We start from the raw sequence: 15,444 nt of genomic DNA, 5'->3' as shown, positions 1-15,444 counted from the left end.
GTAGTGTTAATATTTCGCCCCATACTCTGCCCATCCCTTCAAAAAAACGGAATAAACAAAAATATTTTCTAATTACTGGTGGAGGCCGGCAATTTAATAAGCACCTCGGTCCCTTCGCCCTTGCGGCTGTTGAACTTAATCGTGCCGTTCATCGCTTCAATAATACGGAAGGTGACCATGAGGCCAAGCCCCGTACCCTTGGTCTTATTGGAGTAATACGGCTCGCCCAGCCGGGCCAGCTCGCTGACCTTCATTCCCTCGCCGTTATCCTTCACGCTGATGATTACCCAGTTGCCTGTCCTCCAGGCCGTTACGACAATCTGCCCCTCCTCCTGGAGTGATTCAATGCTGTTCTTGATCAGATTAATGAATGCCTGCTTGAACTTGGCCGGACTGCCCGTCACTTGAAGCTCCTGCTGCAGACGCAGCTCTATTGAGCCGCCCTGCAGATTAGCCAGCGGCAGCAGGATTCCCGACACATGCTTCAGCTCCTCCGAGACTTCGAATACATCCACGATTTCAACGCCCGGCTTCGCAAAGGTCAGGAAATCGGTAATGATCACCGAGGCCCGGTCCAGCTCCCCCACAGCCATCTTCAGATACTCCTTCTCCTTATTACCGGAGCGTTCCCCCAGAATCTGCAGGAACCCGCGTGTGACCTGGAGCGGATTACGTACCTCATGGGCTACAGAGGCGGCAAGCTCACTGATAATCTCCATTTTCTCCGAACGCTGCAGCTCATTATTGAATTTCTCCAGCTCCCTGGCGTATTCCAGCGCCTTCTCATGGCTTCCCGCAAACCGTTTCCCCAGAATAGCAATCAGGGAAAGAATGAATACCACCATGCCCCATTTCCACCAGTACAGATGATATCTCTCCATGGAAAGGAAGTACCGCAGCAGCTCCGCCACGGAGACCAAGGCAAATACAGAGAAGCCGGCAGTGAACAGGATGGCATCGGAATTGCCTCTGCGGGCATAAGAAAACGCCAGATACAGCAGGTAGATAAACTGGACAATCATTAGTACACCGGTTGCGTTAATAGTCAGAAGCGAATACAGCGCGTCCAGCCGGAAGGAAAGTGCGGCATTCAGAATAAGCGCTGCGGTACAGAACAAGGAATAGGCCAGCTGAAATTTACGCACACGGGCAGTGAAGCCACGCTTGCCCGGTCCGAATAACTGCTCAAAATAAAGCGTGAACGCCGGCATAATGGTAAACAGGGCCAAATCGAAGCTGATCTGCCTCAGACGATCCCCCCGGCTTAGAATCAGCGTCAGAAACGGGGAGTACGTCAGCAGCAGCACTCCAAAGGACAGGATGACCAGGGCCAGAAAGAAGCCGCTGTAGAAAAATTCCGGCTTAAGAAACAGCAGGCAGATCAATAATGCTCCGGCCATGAAGATCATGGCGGCTCCGAGCACAACATCAACCAGATCCTGCTTCACATAAAAGGACAGCAGCTGATCGTAGCTGCCTACCCTTACATCCCCCTCAATTCCGAACTCCCCGCTGCCCGCATTCCACAGATAGAGCGGCTTCGCACTGTTCTGTGCCGGGAGCGGAATCAGCACCTTGTTGCCGCTATATTCCACATCCCCGCTGGAATCGTAGATTAGCCGGTTGTCTATATATGCTTTCAGGTTGTCGCCAAATACTCTATCGATCAGAATTGCGGGAGTTGCTCCAGCAGGAGGCAAGGTAAGCCGCATCCAAGCAGAAGCGGTACCAGATGGCGGAAGGGGCCTGGCCTCCCTGGCACGCACCCATGTCCATTCGTCGGCCCGCCCTGCAATTGCAGCTTCTATACCGCTATTTCCAGCTGTTTCCCACTTCAGCTCCCAGGCCGGAATTTCCGCTTCGGTATGTCCGTCCCATTCTATGGCGATTCCCGCCGGAATGATCGTTATTATAAGCAGCAGCATAATAAGGACTGCGGCTGTTTTGGTTGATGCTAACTTCATTGTGGCACCTCAGTGAATCGTTAGTTGTATTTATATAGTCCATATGATTCTTATTTTCGACAACGTTTGCACAATACCTGCCATCAGACTGCAAATAACCTCGAAACAGCTCGTTTAATTCATCTATTCCGGTTATTCTGCCGGAGAAATGAATATATTAATCAGATGGCCTGCCTGGATGACGGACAGATTCGCCGCCGCTTAAACGGGTATAGTTGTACTATAAGATGAAGAAGACCTACAACAAGGGAAAAGGGAGCTGATTGACGATGGGTAACGAATTCAATAAGACGGAAGCCGACTTTGCATATGAGCGCTATACCAAAATGGGCGGTGTCTCCCCGGAGCAGGATATCCCGCTGGAAGAATTGCGTCCGCTTGGCACGATTACTGAGCCAAGCCCCAGTGAGGAAACTGCAGGCGCCGGGAACCGCCCGCTGGAATCTGCACTGGCCAGTCATGAACCTGCTCACTTCACACCGATCGATTTCGACGGTGTAGTGGATGACGGCTCGGACCCGGCGCTTGAGAGCGATCCTATTCTTGCAGCCGACATCGGCCTGAATGTGCCGGACGCCGGGCTTGGGCCGCGCGCAGACCGTCCCGCTCCCGCTTCCGCCACCCCCGGTCCGCAGCGGGATGAGCTGCTGGAGTCGGATGCTGTATACACGGCCGGCGCAGCCGGATTGACCGGAAGCGTCATTGATTATGCGGATACGGAGGAAGAGGTGACCGGAGAAGCGGAGGAAGCCGCTCCGCTGGAGGATGTCCCGGATGCGGATGAGCTGGTTCCCGGAAGCAGCGTTGACCCGGTCTCCCCGGACCCTGATGCCATGCCCGGTACCGATGTGCTGAACGGCTCGAACGGTGACGAGTAGATACGGCTAAGCGTCCCTGCCAGAGCGTACCCCCTGCTCCAGGTTCATATTGACTTTTGGAGACAATCGGCTTACGATAGTTTCATTCAATTGCGGCGATGGAGTTCGCCATAACCGCCCTTCGGGGCTAATGACTCCTACCAGTGGTTAACTACGCTGGTAGGAGTCTGTTTTGATTTCAGGGGAGTATTGATTTCGTGTCGGGGGGCATTAGCGATAATGAAGAGGAAATATGAACGATGGGCCGAGCTTGCAGCGCGCCAGAGCCAGCTTGCGCTCTGGAGTACATTCATCAAATGGGTGATCCTGGGGGGAATGGTCGGGCTGCTGGCAGGAAGTGCCTCGGCTTTGTTCCTGGCCAGTCTGAACGCAGTCACCCAGGTAAGGCTGGAGCATGCCTGGCTGCTGTTCCTGCTTCCGGCGGGAGGCGCGCTCGTCAGCGGAATGTATATGCGTTACGGTAAGAGCAGCAGCAAGGGGAATAATCTGATTCTGGAGCAGATCCGTGAGGGCAACGAAGCGATCCCGCTGCGAATGGCCCTGCTGGTCCTTGGCGGAACGCTGATTACCCATCTCTTCGGCGGCTCTGCCGGACGTGAAGGTACGGCAGTGCAGATGGGCGGCAGTCTGGCAGAAGCACTCGGCCGCTGGCTCAGAATCGGCCCGGTGGACCGCCGAATCCTGCTGATGTGCGGCATCAGCGGCGGCTTCGGGTCCATCTTCGGCACCCCGCTGGCCGGAACGGTGTTCGGCCTGGAGGTGATCGCCATCGGGCTGATCAGCCACAAGGCGCTGCTGCCCTGTTTTGCCGCCAGCTTCACCGGCGATCTGGTAGCCTCCCGGTTATGGGGCGTTCACCATATCCATTATCAGGTAGATGTCTTCCCAGCTATGGATGCACTGGTGCTGGTCAAGGTTATAATCGCCTCCATCCTCTTCGGCCTGTGCAGCCTGCTGTTCAGTGAGCTTACCCATTATCTGAAACGGACCTTCACCGCCATAATCCGTAATCCTATGCTCAAAAGCGCCGCCGGCGGGCTGATCATTATTGCCCTGGTCTACATAGCCGGTACCCGGGACTATCTGGGGCTGGGACTTCCGCTGATCAGCAGCTCCTTCGAAGACGGCGTATCGCCCTTCGCTTTTCTATGGAAGCTGATTTTCACCGCGTTCACTCTGGGGACCGGCTTCCAAGGCGGCGAAGTGACGCCGCTATTCGCCATCGGAGCTTCCCTGGGCAGCAGCCTGGCCGGAGTGCTTCATCTATATGGGCCTTTTCTGGCCTCGCTTGGCTTCATCGCTGTCTTCTGCGGAGCCACCAATACACCGCTTGCCTGCTTCATTATGGGTATCGAGCTGTTCGGCTCCGGCGGAGCGGTCTATATGTTCATCGCCTGCATCATCAGCTATCTGTTCTCCGGGCACAGCGGAATCTACAGCTCCCAGCTCATCGGCATCTCCAAAAGCGCCTTACTGCCGGTTCCCGAAGGAACGACGCTCGCTTCCGCCAAAGAGCAGCCCGCACCAAAGTAGCAGAATCCGGCAGGCCACAGAAGCAGACTTTGCCAGAAGCAGGACAAAGAAGGTATGATACAGAGGTGAATATGCCAGATTATTTAAGGATAAAAGGAGAGATTCTGAAGTGAAGTCTATCACAAGAAAACCCGTCATCCTGCTTGCGGTGATGTGCCTGATGCTCGTCATTCTGGCGGGCTGCGGCAATAAGCCAGTGAATAATAATGCCGCCGGTAATGGTAACAGCAGTTCCGGAGCAGGCAGTGAGGCCACAGCAGCACCGCAGGAGAGCGCTGCTGCTACAGAAGGCGTGCCTTCAGCCACAGCCAGCCATCCGGTGGTTACGATTGAGATGGATAACGGCGCTGTAATTAAGGCCGAGCTGTACCCCGAGGTTGCCCCCAATACGGTCAACAACTTCATTTCATTGATTAAGAAGGGCTTCTATGACGGAACCATCTTCCACCGGGTTATTCCAGGCTTCATGATCCAGGGAGGAGACCCGGATGGCACAGGAATGGGCGGACCGGACTACAGCATTGCCGGAGAATTCAATAACAACGGCTTCACCAATAATCTGCTGCATACAGAAGGCGTGCTGTCCATGGCGAGAGGACAGCACGATATGAACTCTGCCGGTTCCCAGTTCTTCATTATGGCCGCTGCTTATCCAAGCCTTGATGGCGATTACGCTGCCTTCGGCAAGGTCACTGAAGGACTCGAAGCGGTCCAGGCGATCGTCAGTCTGCCGCGTGGCAAGAATGACCGTCCGGATCAGCCGCCGGTCATGAAGAAGGTCACCGTTGATACGCTTGGCGTTACTTATCCCGAGCCGCAAAAAGCACAATAAGCAGCCTGCAAGCTGGCTGCACAGACTAGTCGTGCTCCAAAATCCCAAAATCCACACAGAAGAGCCATCCCCCATAGCCGGAGGATGGCTCTTCTTCGCAACTGAAGTATATTTGAAGCATGCAGCTTCTTATTGGAAGTGGGTGTGCTTCGTTCTCCACGAATGGATAAAAAGCAGAATAAAGTCGAAATTAGGCGCCCCGACTGGGGACTTATCTCCGGCTAAGGGCATGCTGTCCGTTCCGCAGGAAGGTGCTGCGGCTATTGCGCAGCAGGGATATCCTTTCTTCTGCCAGCTGATCCGCAGCCGCATAGGCCGGAATCCCCTTCAGGCGGGAAATCTCCAGCACACGGGTGATGCTGTCATAGATTCGGGCTATCTGCTTGTACGCCCGTTCCTTGTGGTAACCGTTCAATTCATCGGCGATATTAATAACGCCACCGGCGTTAATCACATAGTCCGGGGCGTAGACAATCCCCATCTTGTGCAGCGCATCTCCGTGACGCGGCTCCTTGAGCTGATTATTGGCGGCTCCTGCAATCACCTTGGCTCTAAGCCGCGGGAGCGACTCATCATTAATGGTGGCACCAAGCGCACATGGCGCATAGATGTCACAATCTGCCCCAATAATGTCGGCCGGGTCTACAGCCGTTGCCCCGTAAGCCTGGACGGCCCGGTTCACTGCCTCACTATGAATATCTGCTACCAGCAGGCGTGCACCTTCTTCATGCAGATACTTGCATAGTGTAAAGGAGACATTGCCGACACCCTGCACGGCGACGGTTCTGCCTGCCAGGGAATCACTGCCGAAGGCAGCCTTCGCTGCGGCCTTCATGCCTTGATATACGCCGAAGGCTGTAGCCGGTGAGGGGTTGCCGGACGAGCCGTAGGAAGCCGATATTCCGGTAACGAAGTCGGTCTCCTGATGGATAATATCCATATCCTCTTCCGTAGTGCCTACATCCTCTGCTGTAATGTAACGGCCGTTCAAGCCCTGTATGTATCTGCCGAAGGCGCGGAACATCGCCTCGTTCTTGTCAGTGTGCGGATCACCGATAATGACGGTCTTACCGCCGCCCAGATTCAGCCCGGCCACCGCATTTTTATACGTCATGCCTTTAGCCAGACGAAGGGCGTCGACAAGCGCCTCCTCCTCCGTTGCATAGGTCCACATTCTCGTTCCGCCCAGTGCCGGTCCCAGCGTGGTGTCGTGAATCGCAATAATCGCCTTCAGCCCCGATGCCTTATCCTGACAAAACAGTACTTCCTCGTAATCCTCCCGCTCCATCGCCGCAAACAATTCCATACGCTTCATTTCTCCTGTCTTTTCTTATGAACATGTTACGTTTCATAACAAAGCTAGTCGTTCCGGAATGTATTGTCAAGTTCATTTGTCCCATTTTCATCTTTTTTCATAAAAGCGCATCAAGCAGCAGACCCCGAACCTCACGCCTGTTGTAAGCACATGTGGTGGAGTCTGCAAAGGGATCAGGCCCAGTATTGATCTGGCCGGTACTCGATTTCGGACTGAACAGCTATTGTTAAGCGCCCGGAGTCCGCATCATAGCTTACAGGCTGATCTCCGACGTAGTACCAATGCTTGATGACCGGCCCGTCCGCAGGCTCCTCGAAGCGGAATACATTAAGCTCCGCCTTCAGCTCCACCACCGCAGCGCCCTTATCTGCCGCAACATTCGTCAGGGTGATCAAGGTCAGCCCGCCCTGCTCATCGAAGGTGTATCCTACTCCCTCCATGCTGTTCACAAGCATGCGCCCGGTTACGGAATGCTTCACCAGCACTCTTTCCTGTTCTGCCATTCGAGCTCCTCCTTCATGTCTGTATCCCGCCGCCGCTCATTACGGCAGATCAATCACCATGACCAGTATATTCTCATCAGCCTTCAGCTCCAGCTGCGCTATGTCCTCGATTCTTGCCGAATCGCCCGGCTTCAGCACATCCTCCCCGTTCAGGGTAAGCTGCCCTTCAATCAGATATACAAAGCTGCGCCGCCCCGGCTCCTGCCGGAAATCCAGTTGCCCGCCCGCTTCGGCCTTCCCCAGATATATCGTCATATCCTGGGCTATTCCGACAATCTCCTCCGACGCTTCGGCCGCTACTACCGGAAGCAGGCGTCCTTCAAGCTTGGCCGGATCGAAGCGTCCGGTTGCATAGGAGGGAGCCGTCCCCCGGGTCTTGGGCATGAACCATAGCTGAAGCAGACGGACCGGCTCACTGTCCGAAGGGTTATGCTCCGTATGAATTGCGCCGGTCCCTGCCGACATCCGCTGGATGCCGCCGAAGGACGTCTGCGCGACATTGCCCAGGTTATCCTCATGACGAAGCACGCCGGACAGCACAATGGAGACAATCTCCATGTCACTGTGCGGGTGGGCGCCGAAGCCTTTTCCCGGAGCGATCGTATCATCGTTACAGACACGCATCGGCCCAAAGGCCGTGTTATCCGGATCATAGAAATCCCCGAAGGAGAACACATGACTGCCCTTCAGCCAGCCGTAATCGAACTGGTGCGCAGACGCAGCAGGATAGATTGTAATCAATGGAACCGCCTCCTGTGGGTATTATGAAGTGGTCGATATCTGCAGTTCAGAAACGATGAACCATTTCTTGGACGCAGCATCCTTGAAATACACCTGAATCATATAGTTCCCCTTGTCGGTAACCTTATAATTATACGCTGCCGATTTGAACCAGAAGCTGTCCTTCTTCTCTGTAATGGGCTGGTTATCCACAACATCCGTCTTGCCCGCCGGGTCTGTAATGGTGATCTTCAGATCGGAGATATCTGTTTTGAGATCATCCACCTGCACCAGGGCAGAGAAGGTATTGCTGGTATCCATTCTGACTTTGCCGAAAATCTTGCCCTGCTCATCCAGCAGCACCGTGTTCACATTAGGCTTGTAGATCTTGACCGTCCCTGCTGACTCGTCCACGGATACAATCGCCTGCATATTCTCGGAAAGCTGTTCCACAGGCACATAGACCCCGCCGTCCGAGGATAGTGCAGACTGCTTAAGCAGCATATTATTCACATAGAATGAGAGATCTGTTTTGCCGGCAGCAGCATACAGCAGGCCTCCTCCCGAGACCATCATCAGGCACATTGTTGAAATCGCCAGCTTGCGCATCTTCCCCATTATTCCCGTCCCCCTCTATAATGTCCTATGCTGTATATACCCTTCAGACGTCAAGGAGTTGCTGTGAATTGTAAAATAAAACCGGCTGTACGTTTTTCCTGAGGAAAAGGCACAGCCGGTCACGGGACTACCTTCTTACTCCGGGTATACCCGGAAGCAGCAATTACAGCTTGGCGATCGTCTCGGTGAGAACCGGTACAATCTGTGATTTACGGGACACTACACCCTTCAGCACAGCCTTGTTATCATCCAGCTTCACATTGTAAGCCTGCTCTACAGCGCCTGCTACGCGGCCCAGGGCGAGACCCACGGAATCGTTGTTCAGGATATCGGTAACCACGAACAGGAACAGATCCAGTCCCTTATCGTCAATAATCGCGGTAAGCGCTGCTTCCAGCTCAGGTTGCTTGGACAGGACATCATTCACATCCACAGCGTTAACCTGGGCAATCTCCACCTTATATTCACCCATCTTGAATTCCTTGGCATCCAGAGAGATCAGCTGGGCAATGCTCTTGTCGCTCAGGTCTGCACCGGCTTTGAGCATGTCCAGGCCATAGCTCTCGGCATCTACTCCGGCAATAGCCGCCAGCTCACGCGCAGCAGCCACATCCTGCTCTGTGCAGGTCGGCGATTTGAACAGCAAGGAATCGGAAATGATAGCGGACAGCATCAGACCGGCGATGTTCTTAGGAATGGCCACGCCATTCTCTTTGTACAGCTTGTTCAGAATGGTAGCTGTACAGCCGACCGGCTCAGCCCGGTAATACAGCGGATAGGCGGTCTCGAAGTTCGCAATCCGGTGATGGTCAATAACTTCAACCACACGGACCTGATCGATATCATTCGCACTTTGCTGGCGTTCATTGTGGTCAACCAGAATCACTTGTTCCGCTTCGGCGGCTACGTTCTCCACCAGACGCGGTGCTTCTACCCCGAAGTGATCGAGGGCGAACTGAGTCTCTCCGCTGATGTCTCCGAGCCGGACCGGCTCAGCATCCCAGCCGAGTTCCTTCTTCAGTGCGGCATAGGCAATTGCCGAGCAGATCGTATCTGTATCCGGGTTTTTGTGACCAAAGATCAAAGTTTTTGTCATTTCCAATCTCCTTACTATGTTTTTGTGAGAATAATATACCATACATTGATAGAAACCTGCCAGATACCTGTAAATATCCGACCCGGGTTAGCTCTTGGTATGCTCCTGCACCGCCTGTACAGGCTGCCCCCGCTTCGTCTTCGGCAGCGCCTCAGGCACATCCTCCCCGGAGAGCGGTTCGTTATCCGAGAACAGATCCGGGTTCTCTCTGAGCATGCCGCTCAGGATACGCGTAGTCTCTACCGTGCCGCAGAGCATGACCCCGGCATCGCCGAAGCTGCCCCTGCGCAGCGCCCCGCTGTCCTCCAGCACGGATTCCACCTTCCAGAAATGCTGCGACCAGGACAGTCCGCAGTGTCTACGGGAAGGCACCGCAATCTCCTCTCCTGCCGGCGTCACGGTATAGAGCGCCTCATGCCCGTCCGTCATCCGGCCGGGAATATCCACCCACTCTTCAATGCCGTGAATGAACGTATTCCTCCGCAGGTCCACACCGAGCAGCATAATCTCCGCTCCCCGGTCCAGCAGCTTACCGTAGACCGACCCGCGCGCGCAAGGCGTATCCCAGCGCTCATCTCCGGCTGTGAACACCGCTGCATCCCTGCCCAGCGCCGCCACTGAATGCGTGGGATGCCAGGAACGGATCACGTTCGGCCGCTTACGGAACAGTTCCGGCAGAATCCCCACGCAGACGGGCGACTCCAGCACCGAGAAGCGCGGATTCTGCCCGTCGATATAAGACCAGGTATGGGTCGGCAGGACCAGCAGCCCCTCCTTCATATATTCTGAGAGAACATCCAGTACGGTATCTGCTCCCCCTTCCACTTCACCAATGCTTTTGAGCGAGGAGTGGACCAGCAGTGTCCCCTCCGGATCGATCCCCATCCTCTCCAGCTGCTTCATCAGACTTGATCTGGTGTGCATGTTTAACCCCGCTTTCCTGAATAATAAATACCAGCTTGAAATACACCTTGCAAAATTACTCATTTACTATTAAAATTATAGTAACTTAATATTAATAAGTAATTTTTCATATAACAATCACCCCAAATTCCAGGAGGTATTCCCATGAGTTTAACACTAAAAGGACTTCACCATGTATCTGCCATTACCGCCAAAGCGCCGGAGAACTACAAATTCTATACCGAAGTGCTCGGACTCCGCTTGATTAAGAAGACCGTCAACCAGGATGACGTATCTGTCTATCACCTGTTCTACGGGGATGAGACCGGGAATCCCGGCACGGAGCTTACCTTCTTCGAGCTGCCTAACGCAGGGCGCAACCGCGATGGCAACAACAGCATCTCCGCACTCTCCCTGCGTGTTCCCGGTGATGATGCCCTGCTCTTCTGGACACAGCGCTTCACCGTGCTGGGCGTAGAGCATGAGGAAATCACCGAACGCGGCGGCCGCAAGACGCTGGCCTTCACCGACCATGAGGGCCAGCGCCTCATCCTCGTCTCAGATGAGCATAACGAGGGCATGCCCGGCGGCAAGCCGTGGGCCAAGAGCCCGGTTCCTGCCGAGTATGCCATTGTCGGACTGGGACCGGCACATCTGACCGTCGAGACTGCGGAGCATACGGCCCTGATTCTGGAGGACCTGCTCGGCTTCCGCCGCGCAGGAAGTTATCCTTCACCGGTGGCGGGCCAGCCGGATGTTATCGTGTTCGAGACCGGTGAAGGCGGCTCCGGCACGGAGATCCATCTGGAGGAACGCAGCGATCTTCCGCAGGAACGCCTGGGACGGGGCGGCGTGCATCATGTAGCCTTCCGCGTCGATAACGAAGAGGAGCTGAAGCAGTGGATTGAACGCATCCGCAGCGTACAGCTCCCGAACTCCGGCTTTGTGGACCGCTTCTACTTCCGTTCCCTGTACTTCCGGGAGCCGAACGGGATTCTGTTCGAGCTGGCAACGGACGGGCCGGGATTCGCCACAGATGAGGAAGTCGAGCATCTGGGCGAGGCGCTGGCTCTGCCGCCGTTCCTGGAAGCCAAGCGCGAACAGATTGAGGCCCACCTGAAGCCGCTGGATACCCGTCCGCAGGTCTAAGCTTAGGGGCCTGGTGAATTAGTTCAGATAAATAACACATGAAGAAACTCCGGCCCACTTACAAGCCGGAGTTTCTTTTTGCGTTAACCAAGCCTGCATAATAGCTTAACTTACAGAATCAGATCAGCTCTCCGACCAGGTGATCGTGAACAGATTGAAGCCGGGCCGCGCCGTGGAAGCTTTGCCTGTAATGGATACAGGACTTGTCCCGCCGAGTCTGCCCGTAATTTTTACATTGCTGGCTGATACCGACTCCGAGGCATTATCCAGAGTTTTAATCCGCGCATATTCACTGTACACGAAGCCCATGATCTCCAGTGTCTCCTGCGTTGAATACGTGAACGCCACCTTCTTCTGGCCGTTAGCATCCGTATCCAAGGTGATCGCAATCAGGGCGTCCGGGGGAATCGGAAAATCCTTAGGCAGATTAACCGGTCTAGCCGTCCCCTCCACTACTGGAGCAGGAGTTGCATTCCCACCGCCGGTAGAGGTTCCCGGAGCAGGAGTCGGAGCAGGAATATCCGCGCTGCCGGCACCAATTCTCACTTTATAGTTGACCGAATCATAATTGATAGGCACCTTCAGCACCGTGGCGATCGATTGGACCGGCAGGTAGGTGAGACCTTCGTAGGTAATGGGTGTCAGGGTTTTGCCATTGCCGTCCTTCATCCAAAAAGGATTACCATCCACCACAATACCCAGACTATGGTTCAGATAAGCCTTGATCTGCTGCAGCTTGGTGCCCGCATACACCCCTGCCGAGCCCGTTACCGTCATGCCGGTAACCACTGCGGCAATCAGCCATTTTTTTCTCATAATATCCTCTCCCGTATGTTGTTGTTAAAAAAGTATGGACTTAGCGTCCTTATATATTTAACACGGAAGCGAAACTTTCAACCTGCCTGCCGCCTTTTATTCTGCTTACACACGGTTCACGATCTCCACCAGTTCGTCCAGACTGCGGATTTCATAGGTAGGCACGATCTCAGGATCACCGGGCTTGTCCAGCGGATTGAACCAGCACGTATCGATGCCGTAATTGTTCCCACCGCGGATATCCGAGGTCAGAGAGTCCCCGACGATCAGCACCTTGCGTCTATCGGACAGCTTAAGCCTCTCAAAAGCATAATCAAAAATTCCCGTCTCCGGCTTCTGGTAGCCCGTCTCCTCCGATACAATCACCGCCTCGAATACCTCGCTAAGCGGGGAACCCTTAATCCGGGCATGCTGCACATCGCTGATTCCGTTCGTAATCACTGCCAGCCGGCACCCGGCAAGCTCGCCGCAGAGCTCGGCTGCCCCCTGAATCAGGAAGGTACCCTCCCCGAGGAAGCGCAGGTATGCTTCACTGAATTCCTCCGGCTTGAAGGTGAGCTGACGGGCAGCAAACAGGCGGTTGAACCGTTCCACCCGCAGGGCGGCAGAGGTGATTAAGCCTTGCTCGAAATCCTTCCATAAAGCCTGGTTAATTTCCTGGTAGCTGGCTGCATACTCCTGCGCGCCTGTCGGCAGCCCGAAGTGGGCGAAGGCATGGCTCAGGGCGTGACTCTCAGCCATTCCATAATCGAACAGTGTATCATCGGCATCAAATAGGATACATTCGTATTTCATCATTTCCTCCATCTCGCTTATGTAGTTCGACAACATACATCCTTCTGCGATATAATTTGGGTTAGGCCTTTAAAAAATCAACGGGGTGATTGTCATTTTATACGGTTTAGCTTTTCTCGTGTCATTTTTTATCGTTTATCTGCTGATTCCTCCTCTGGGCAGACTTGCTTTCCGGCTGGATTTCGTGGACAGGCCGAGGGAAGATGTTGAACGCAAAATCCATAGGGAGCCTATCCCGCTAACCGCAAGCTACGCCATTTTCGTAGGTTTTTTCATTACATATCTGCTCTTCGCACGTGAATTCACCCTGGAGACGCTCGCCCTGTTCATTGGCGGTGTGCTTCTGCTGACTATAGGAACCATCGATGACTGGTACAAAACCAAAGGCAAGGATTTCCCGGCCCTGCCCAAATTCATCGTACAGATTGCCGCCGCCGTTCTGGTGTTCTTTTCCGGCAATGCGTTTACCGGCTTCATTAATCCGTTCTCTGGTGATTATATCTCACTGCCGTTCATTTTGCAGTTCCTGCTGACGATCATCTGGATCTTCGGCGTCACTACGGTCATTAATTTCTCTGACGGCATGGACGGTCTGGCTGGCGGACTGACGGCGATATCGGCAGTAACGCTGTTCGTTGTCGCTCTTACGATGGGCCAATCCACTTCTGCCTTCATGGCAATTTCGCTGATCGGGGTTACTCTGGCGTACTTGCGCTTCAACAAGGCTCCGGCCAAAATCTTCATGGGCGATGCCGGCGCCACCTTCCTCGGCTTCATTCTGGCGGTAATTGCGCTGGACGGCGCCTTCAAGCAGGCCACGGTGTTGTCGCTGTTCATTCCGATTCTCGCGCTGGGCGTACCGATCTTCGACAATATTTTTGTCGTCATCAGACGCTTCCTGAAGGGACAAGCCATCTATCAGGCGGACGCCACTCAGGTTCATTACCGTCTGCTCAAGGCTGGTCTGAACCAGAGACAGGTGGTCGGGGTGCTCTATCTGGCCAGCATCTGCCTGTCCTTGTCCTCCATCATCCTGCTGCTGATCCAGACGTAGGCAGGCTGCTTGTACAAGCGGAAACGGCGGTACTGTCCTTTTTAAGGATGGTACCGTTTCAGCGAGAAGGATAATTTTAGCGCGAAGCATATTCATTCTTATCTTTTGAAAAGGGCTGTTCCCAAAAGTCATGAAATGACTGATGGGGACAGCCTTTTTAGTTTGGATTTTTTGAGCAGGATCAACGCGGGCGCTGCCTGATTACAGGGGGAGAAACTTTTACTTTCGAGCAGGATTACCATGGGCGCTTGGGTGAACGCTACGCGAACGGAACGTTGCTACAATCGCTGTTGTCTCCAGATTTTATTTATTTCCCTAATCGGTAAAAATCCGGAGACAAAGGCGACCGCTATCGCTTTTCCGCATTCGTTCCGTCCTCTCCGCTGTTTAAGCGGGATGCGATTTAAAACCACAACCCGGCCCCCACCCTTTCGCCCTCGTACCAGCACCGAATGTATGCTGTTTTTCGCATACATTCGAACCACATGCTTGCGCGCCAACAAATGTATGCTGTTTTTCGCATACATTCGGGCCACACGCCTGCACGCCAGCAAATGTATGCTGTTTTTCGCATACATTCGAGCCACATGCTTGCGTGCCAACAAATGTATGCTGTTTTCCGCATACATTTAAGCCGGTTACCCATGTACCAGATCCCGGGCCCGGCTTCAAGGCTCCTGCTCCCCCGTAAAGTCACGCAGCTGCGAGTAGATTCCGATGATCTCCGGCATCGGCATGCGGACCAGGCCGCTGGAGGATGGAGCAACGAACTCCCGGACTCCGTCCACCACCGGAGCAATGCCTTCCTGGAAGCCCCAGGCGGCTGTAGTTCTGCGGCTGAATTCTGTGTACACGCCCTTGCCGACAAAGCAGGCAATCTCCGGGCGGTATTCCTCCAGCTTGGCCCGCAGGAGCTCACGGCCCTTGGCGTACTCCTCCCGGGTGATATCTTCAGCGCCTACGGTGGGGCGGGCGACGATGTTGGTGAAGCCGTACCCCAGCTTCAGCAGCTCCCCGTCCTCGGAGGCCTCATATAACCGCGGCGTCAGACCGGACTTATGCAGAATACGCCAGAAATTATTTCGCGGATTGGCGTAGTGATGCCCCAATTCCCCTGAGCGGATGCTGGGGTTGAATCCGATGAAGACAATCTGGAGTCCGTGATCCAGATGATCCCGTACCTCTTCCATGCTTATCCCTCCTTACCGATCACAGCCGCATGGCGCGCCTTTGTACGCATAATTGCGCCAACTTATTCTTAATATACC

Annotated in this window: 15 protein-coding genes and 1 riboswitch; of the genes, 5 read left to right on the top strand and 10 right to left on the bottom strand. The window is 54.3% G+C overall.

Going from position 1 to position 15,444, the window contains the following annotated elements:
- Window positions 1–68: 68 nt before the first annotated feature.
- Entirely contained in the window at window positions 69–1,964 is a 1,896-nt protein-coding gene (locus NST04_RS27355; RefSeq protein ID WP_341187081.1) for a sensor histidine kinase, read from the bottom strand.
- 269 nt (window positions 1,965–2,233) lie between these two features.
- Between NST04_RS27355 and NST04_RS27350 the strand changes: the two genes are divergently transcribed.
- The 3 genes from NST04_RS27350 (at window position 2,234) to NST04_RS27340 (ending at window position 5,207) form a co-directional block, all read left to right on the top strand.
- Window positions 2,234–2,842: a hypothetical protein gene (locus NST04_RS27350; protein WP_341187080.1), complete on the top strand. Its 609-nt coding sequence runs from the start codon at window positions 2,234–2,236 to the stop codon at window positions 2,840–2,842.
- Between the two features lie 85 nt (window positions 2,843–2,927).
- Window positions 2,928–2,989, top strand: a riboswitch (Fluoride riboswitch).
- A 72-nt stretch (window positions 2,990–3,061) separates the two neighbouring features.
- Entirely contained in the window at window positions 3,062–4,375 is a 1,314-nt protein-coding gene (locus NST04_RS27345) for a voltage-gated chloride channel family protein (RefSeq protein ID WP_341187079.1), read from the top strand.
- A 151-nt stretch (window positions 4,376–4,526) separates the two neighbouring features.
- The gene (locus tag NST04_RS27340) at window positions 4,527–5,207 is read left to right on the top strand and encodes a peptidylprolyl isomerase (protein ID WP_341188065.1); all 681 of its coding nucleotides are present in this window, start codon (window positions 4,527–4,529) and stop codon (window positions 5,205–5,207) included.
- A 211-nt stretch (window positions 5,208–5,418) separates the two neighbouring features.
- Here NST04_RS27340 and NST04_RS27335 read toward each other — a convergent pair whose 3' ends face one another.
- The 6 genes from NST04_RS27335 to NST04_RS27310 all read right to left on the bottom strand — a co-directional run bounded on the left by NST04_RS27335 (window position 5,419) and on the right by NST04_RS27310 (window position 10,383).
- On the bottom strand, window positions 5,419–6,513 hold the full coding sequence (locus tag NST04_RS27335) for a Glu/Leu/Phe/Val family dehydrogenase (protein WP_341187078.1): 1,095 nt from the start codon (window positions 6,511–6,513) through the stop codon (window positions 5,419–5,421).
- A 182-nt stretch (window positions 6,514–6,695) separates the two neighbouring features.
- A complete protein-coding gene (locus NST04_RS27330; protein WP_341187077.1) occupies window positions 6,696–7,025 on the bottom strand; it encodes a hypothetical protein in 330 nt (109 codons plus the stop codon).
- Window positions 7,026–7,064: 39 nt separating this feature from the next.
- Window positions 7,065–7,766 (bottom strand): pirin family protein, encoded by a 702-nt coding sequence (locus tag NST04_RS27325; RefSeq protein WP_341187076.1) that lies wholly within the window; start codon window positions 7,764–7,766, stop codon window positions 7,065–7,067.
- A 21-nt stretch (window positions 7,767–7,787) separates the two neighbouring features.
- Window positions 7,788–8,363 (bottom strand): hypothetical protein, encoded by a 576-nt coding sequence (locus NST04_RS27320; RefSeq protein ID WP_341018883.1) that lies wholly within the window; start codon window positions 8,361–8,363, stop codon window positions 7,788–7,790.
- Between the two features lie 163 nt (window positions 8,364–8,526).
- Entirely contained in the window at window positions 8,527–9,459 is a 933-nt protein-coding gene (locus NST04_RS27315; protein ID WP_076157041.1) for a manganese-dependent inorganic pyrophosphatase, read from the bottom strand.
- A gap of 87 nt (window positions 9,460–9,546) precedes the next feature.
- Complete coding sequence (locus tag NST04_RS27310) at window positions 9,547–10,383, bottom strand: AAC(3) family N-acetyltransferase (RefSeq protein ID WP_341187075.1); 837 nt, start codon at window positions 10,381–10,383, stop codon at window positions 9,547–9,549.
- Window positions 10,384–10,527: 144 nt separating this feature from the next.
- Between NST04_RS27310 and NST04_RS27305 the strand changes: the two genes are divergently transcribed.
- Entirely contained in the window at window positions 10,528–11,511 is a 984-nt protein-coding gene (locus tag NST04_RS27305; protein ID WP_341187074.1) for a ring-cleaving dioxygenase, read from the top strand.
- 123 nt (window positions 11,512–11,634) lie between these two features.
- Here the strand turns inward: NST04_RS27305 and NST04_RS27300 are convergent, their stop codons facing one another.
- Window positions 11,635–12,327, bottom strand: coding sequence for a hypothetical protein (locus NST04_RS27300; protein WP_341187073.1), 693 nt, complete (start codon window positions 12,325–12,327; stop codon window positions 11,635–11,637).
- A gap of 105 nt (window positions 12,328–12,432) precedes the next feature.
- Entirely contained in the window at window positions 12,433–13,122 is a 690-nt protein-coding gene (locus NST04_RS27295) for a YjjG family noncanonical pyrimidine nucleotidase (protein ID WP_341188064.1), read from the bottom strand.
- 94 nt (window positions 13,123–13,216) lie between these two features.
- On the opposite strand from NST04_RS27295, the gene NST04_RS27290 reads away from it, so the two are divergent.
- On the top strand, window positions 13,217–14,176 hold the full coding sequence (locus NST04_RS27290) for an MraY family glycosyltransferase (RefSeq protein WP_445667972.1): 960 nt from the start codon (window positions 13,217–13,219) through the stop codon (window positions 14,174–14,176).
- A gap of 668 nt (window positions 14,177–14,844) precedes the next feature.
- Here the strand turns inward: NST04_RS27290 and NST04_RS27285 are convergent.
- Window positions 14,845–15,366, bottom strand: coding sequence for a mismatch-specific DNA-glycosylase (locus NST04_RS27285; protein WP_341187071.1), 522 nt, complete (start codon window positions 15,364–15,366; stop codon window positions 14,845–14,847).
- Window positions 15,367–15,444 lie beyond the last annotated feature (78 nt).

Origin of the sequence: Paenibacillus sp. FSL H7-0756 (assembly GCF_038006765.1) — a bacterium.
Classification (GTDB): Bacteria; Bacillota; Bacilli; order Paenibacillales; family Paenibacillaceae; genus Paenibacillus_AQ.
This window is presented reverse-complemented; position numbering and strand designations above follow the sequence as displayed.

Coding starts and splice junctions, on each gene's coding strand:
- NST04_RS27355 (WP_341187081.1), bottom strand. CDS start 1,964: ATGAAGTTAGCATCAACCAAAACAGCCGCAGTCCTTATTATGCTGCTG.
- NST04_RS27350 (WP_341187080.1), top strand. CDS start 2,234: ATGGGTAACGAATTCAATAAGACGGAAGCCGACTTTGCATATGAGCGC.
- NST04_RS27345 (WP_341187079.1), top strand. CDS start 3,062: ATGAAGAGGAAATATGAACGATGGGCCGAGCTTGCAGCGCGCCAGAGC.
- NST04_RS27340 (WP_341188065.1), top strand. CDS start 4,527: ATGTGCCTGATGCTCGTCATTCTGGCGGGCTGCGGCAATAAGCCAGTG.
- NST04_RS27335 (WP_341187078.1), bottom strand. CDS start 6,513: ATGGAATTGTTTGCGGCGATGGAGCGGGAGGATTACGAGGAAGTACTG.
- NST04_RS27330 (WP_341187077.1), bottom strand. CDS start 7,025: ATGGCAGAACAGGAAAGAGTGCTGGTGAAGCATTCCGTAACCGGGCGC.
- NST04_RS27320 (WP_341018883.1), bottom strand. CDS start 8,363: ATGGGGAAGATGCGCAAGCTGGCGATTTCAACAATGTGCCTGATGATG.
- NST04_RS27315 (WP_076157041.1), bottom strand. CDS start 9,459: ATGACAAAAACTTTGATCTTTGGTCACAAAAACCCGGATACAGATACG.
- NST04_RS27310 (WP_341187075.1), bottom strand. CDS start 10,383: ATGCACACCAGATCAAGTCTGATGAAGCAGCTGGAGAGGATGGGGATC.
- NST04_RS27305 (WP_341187074.1), top strand. CDS start 10,528: ATGAGTTTAACACTAAAAGGACTTCACCATGTATCTGCCATTACCGCC.
- NST04_RS27300 (WP_341187073.1), bottom strand. CDS start 12,327: ATGAGAAAAAAATGGCTGATTGCCGCAGTGGTTACCGGCATGACGGTA.
- NST04_RS27295 (WP_341188064.1), bottom strand. CDS start 13,122: ATGAAATACGAATGTATCCTATTTGATGCCGATGATACACTGTTCGAT.
- NST04_RS27285 (WP_341187071.1), bottom strand. CDS start 15,366: ATGGAAGAGGTACGGGATCATCTGGATCACGGACTCCAGATTGTCTTC.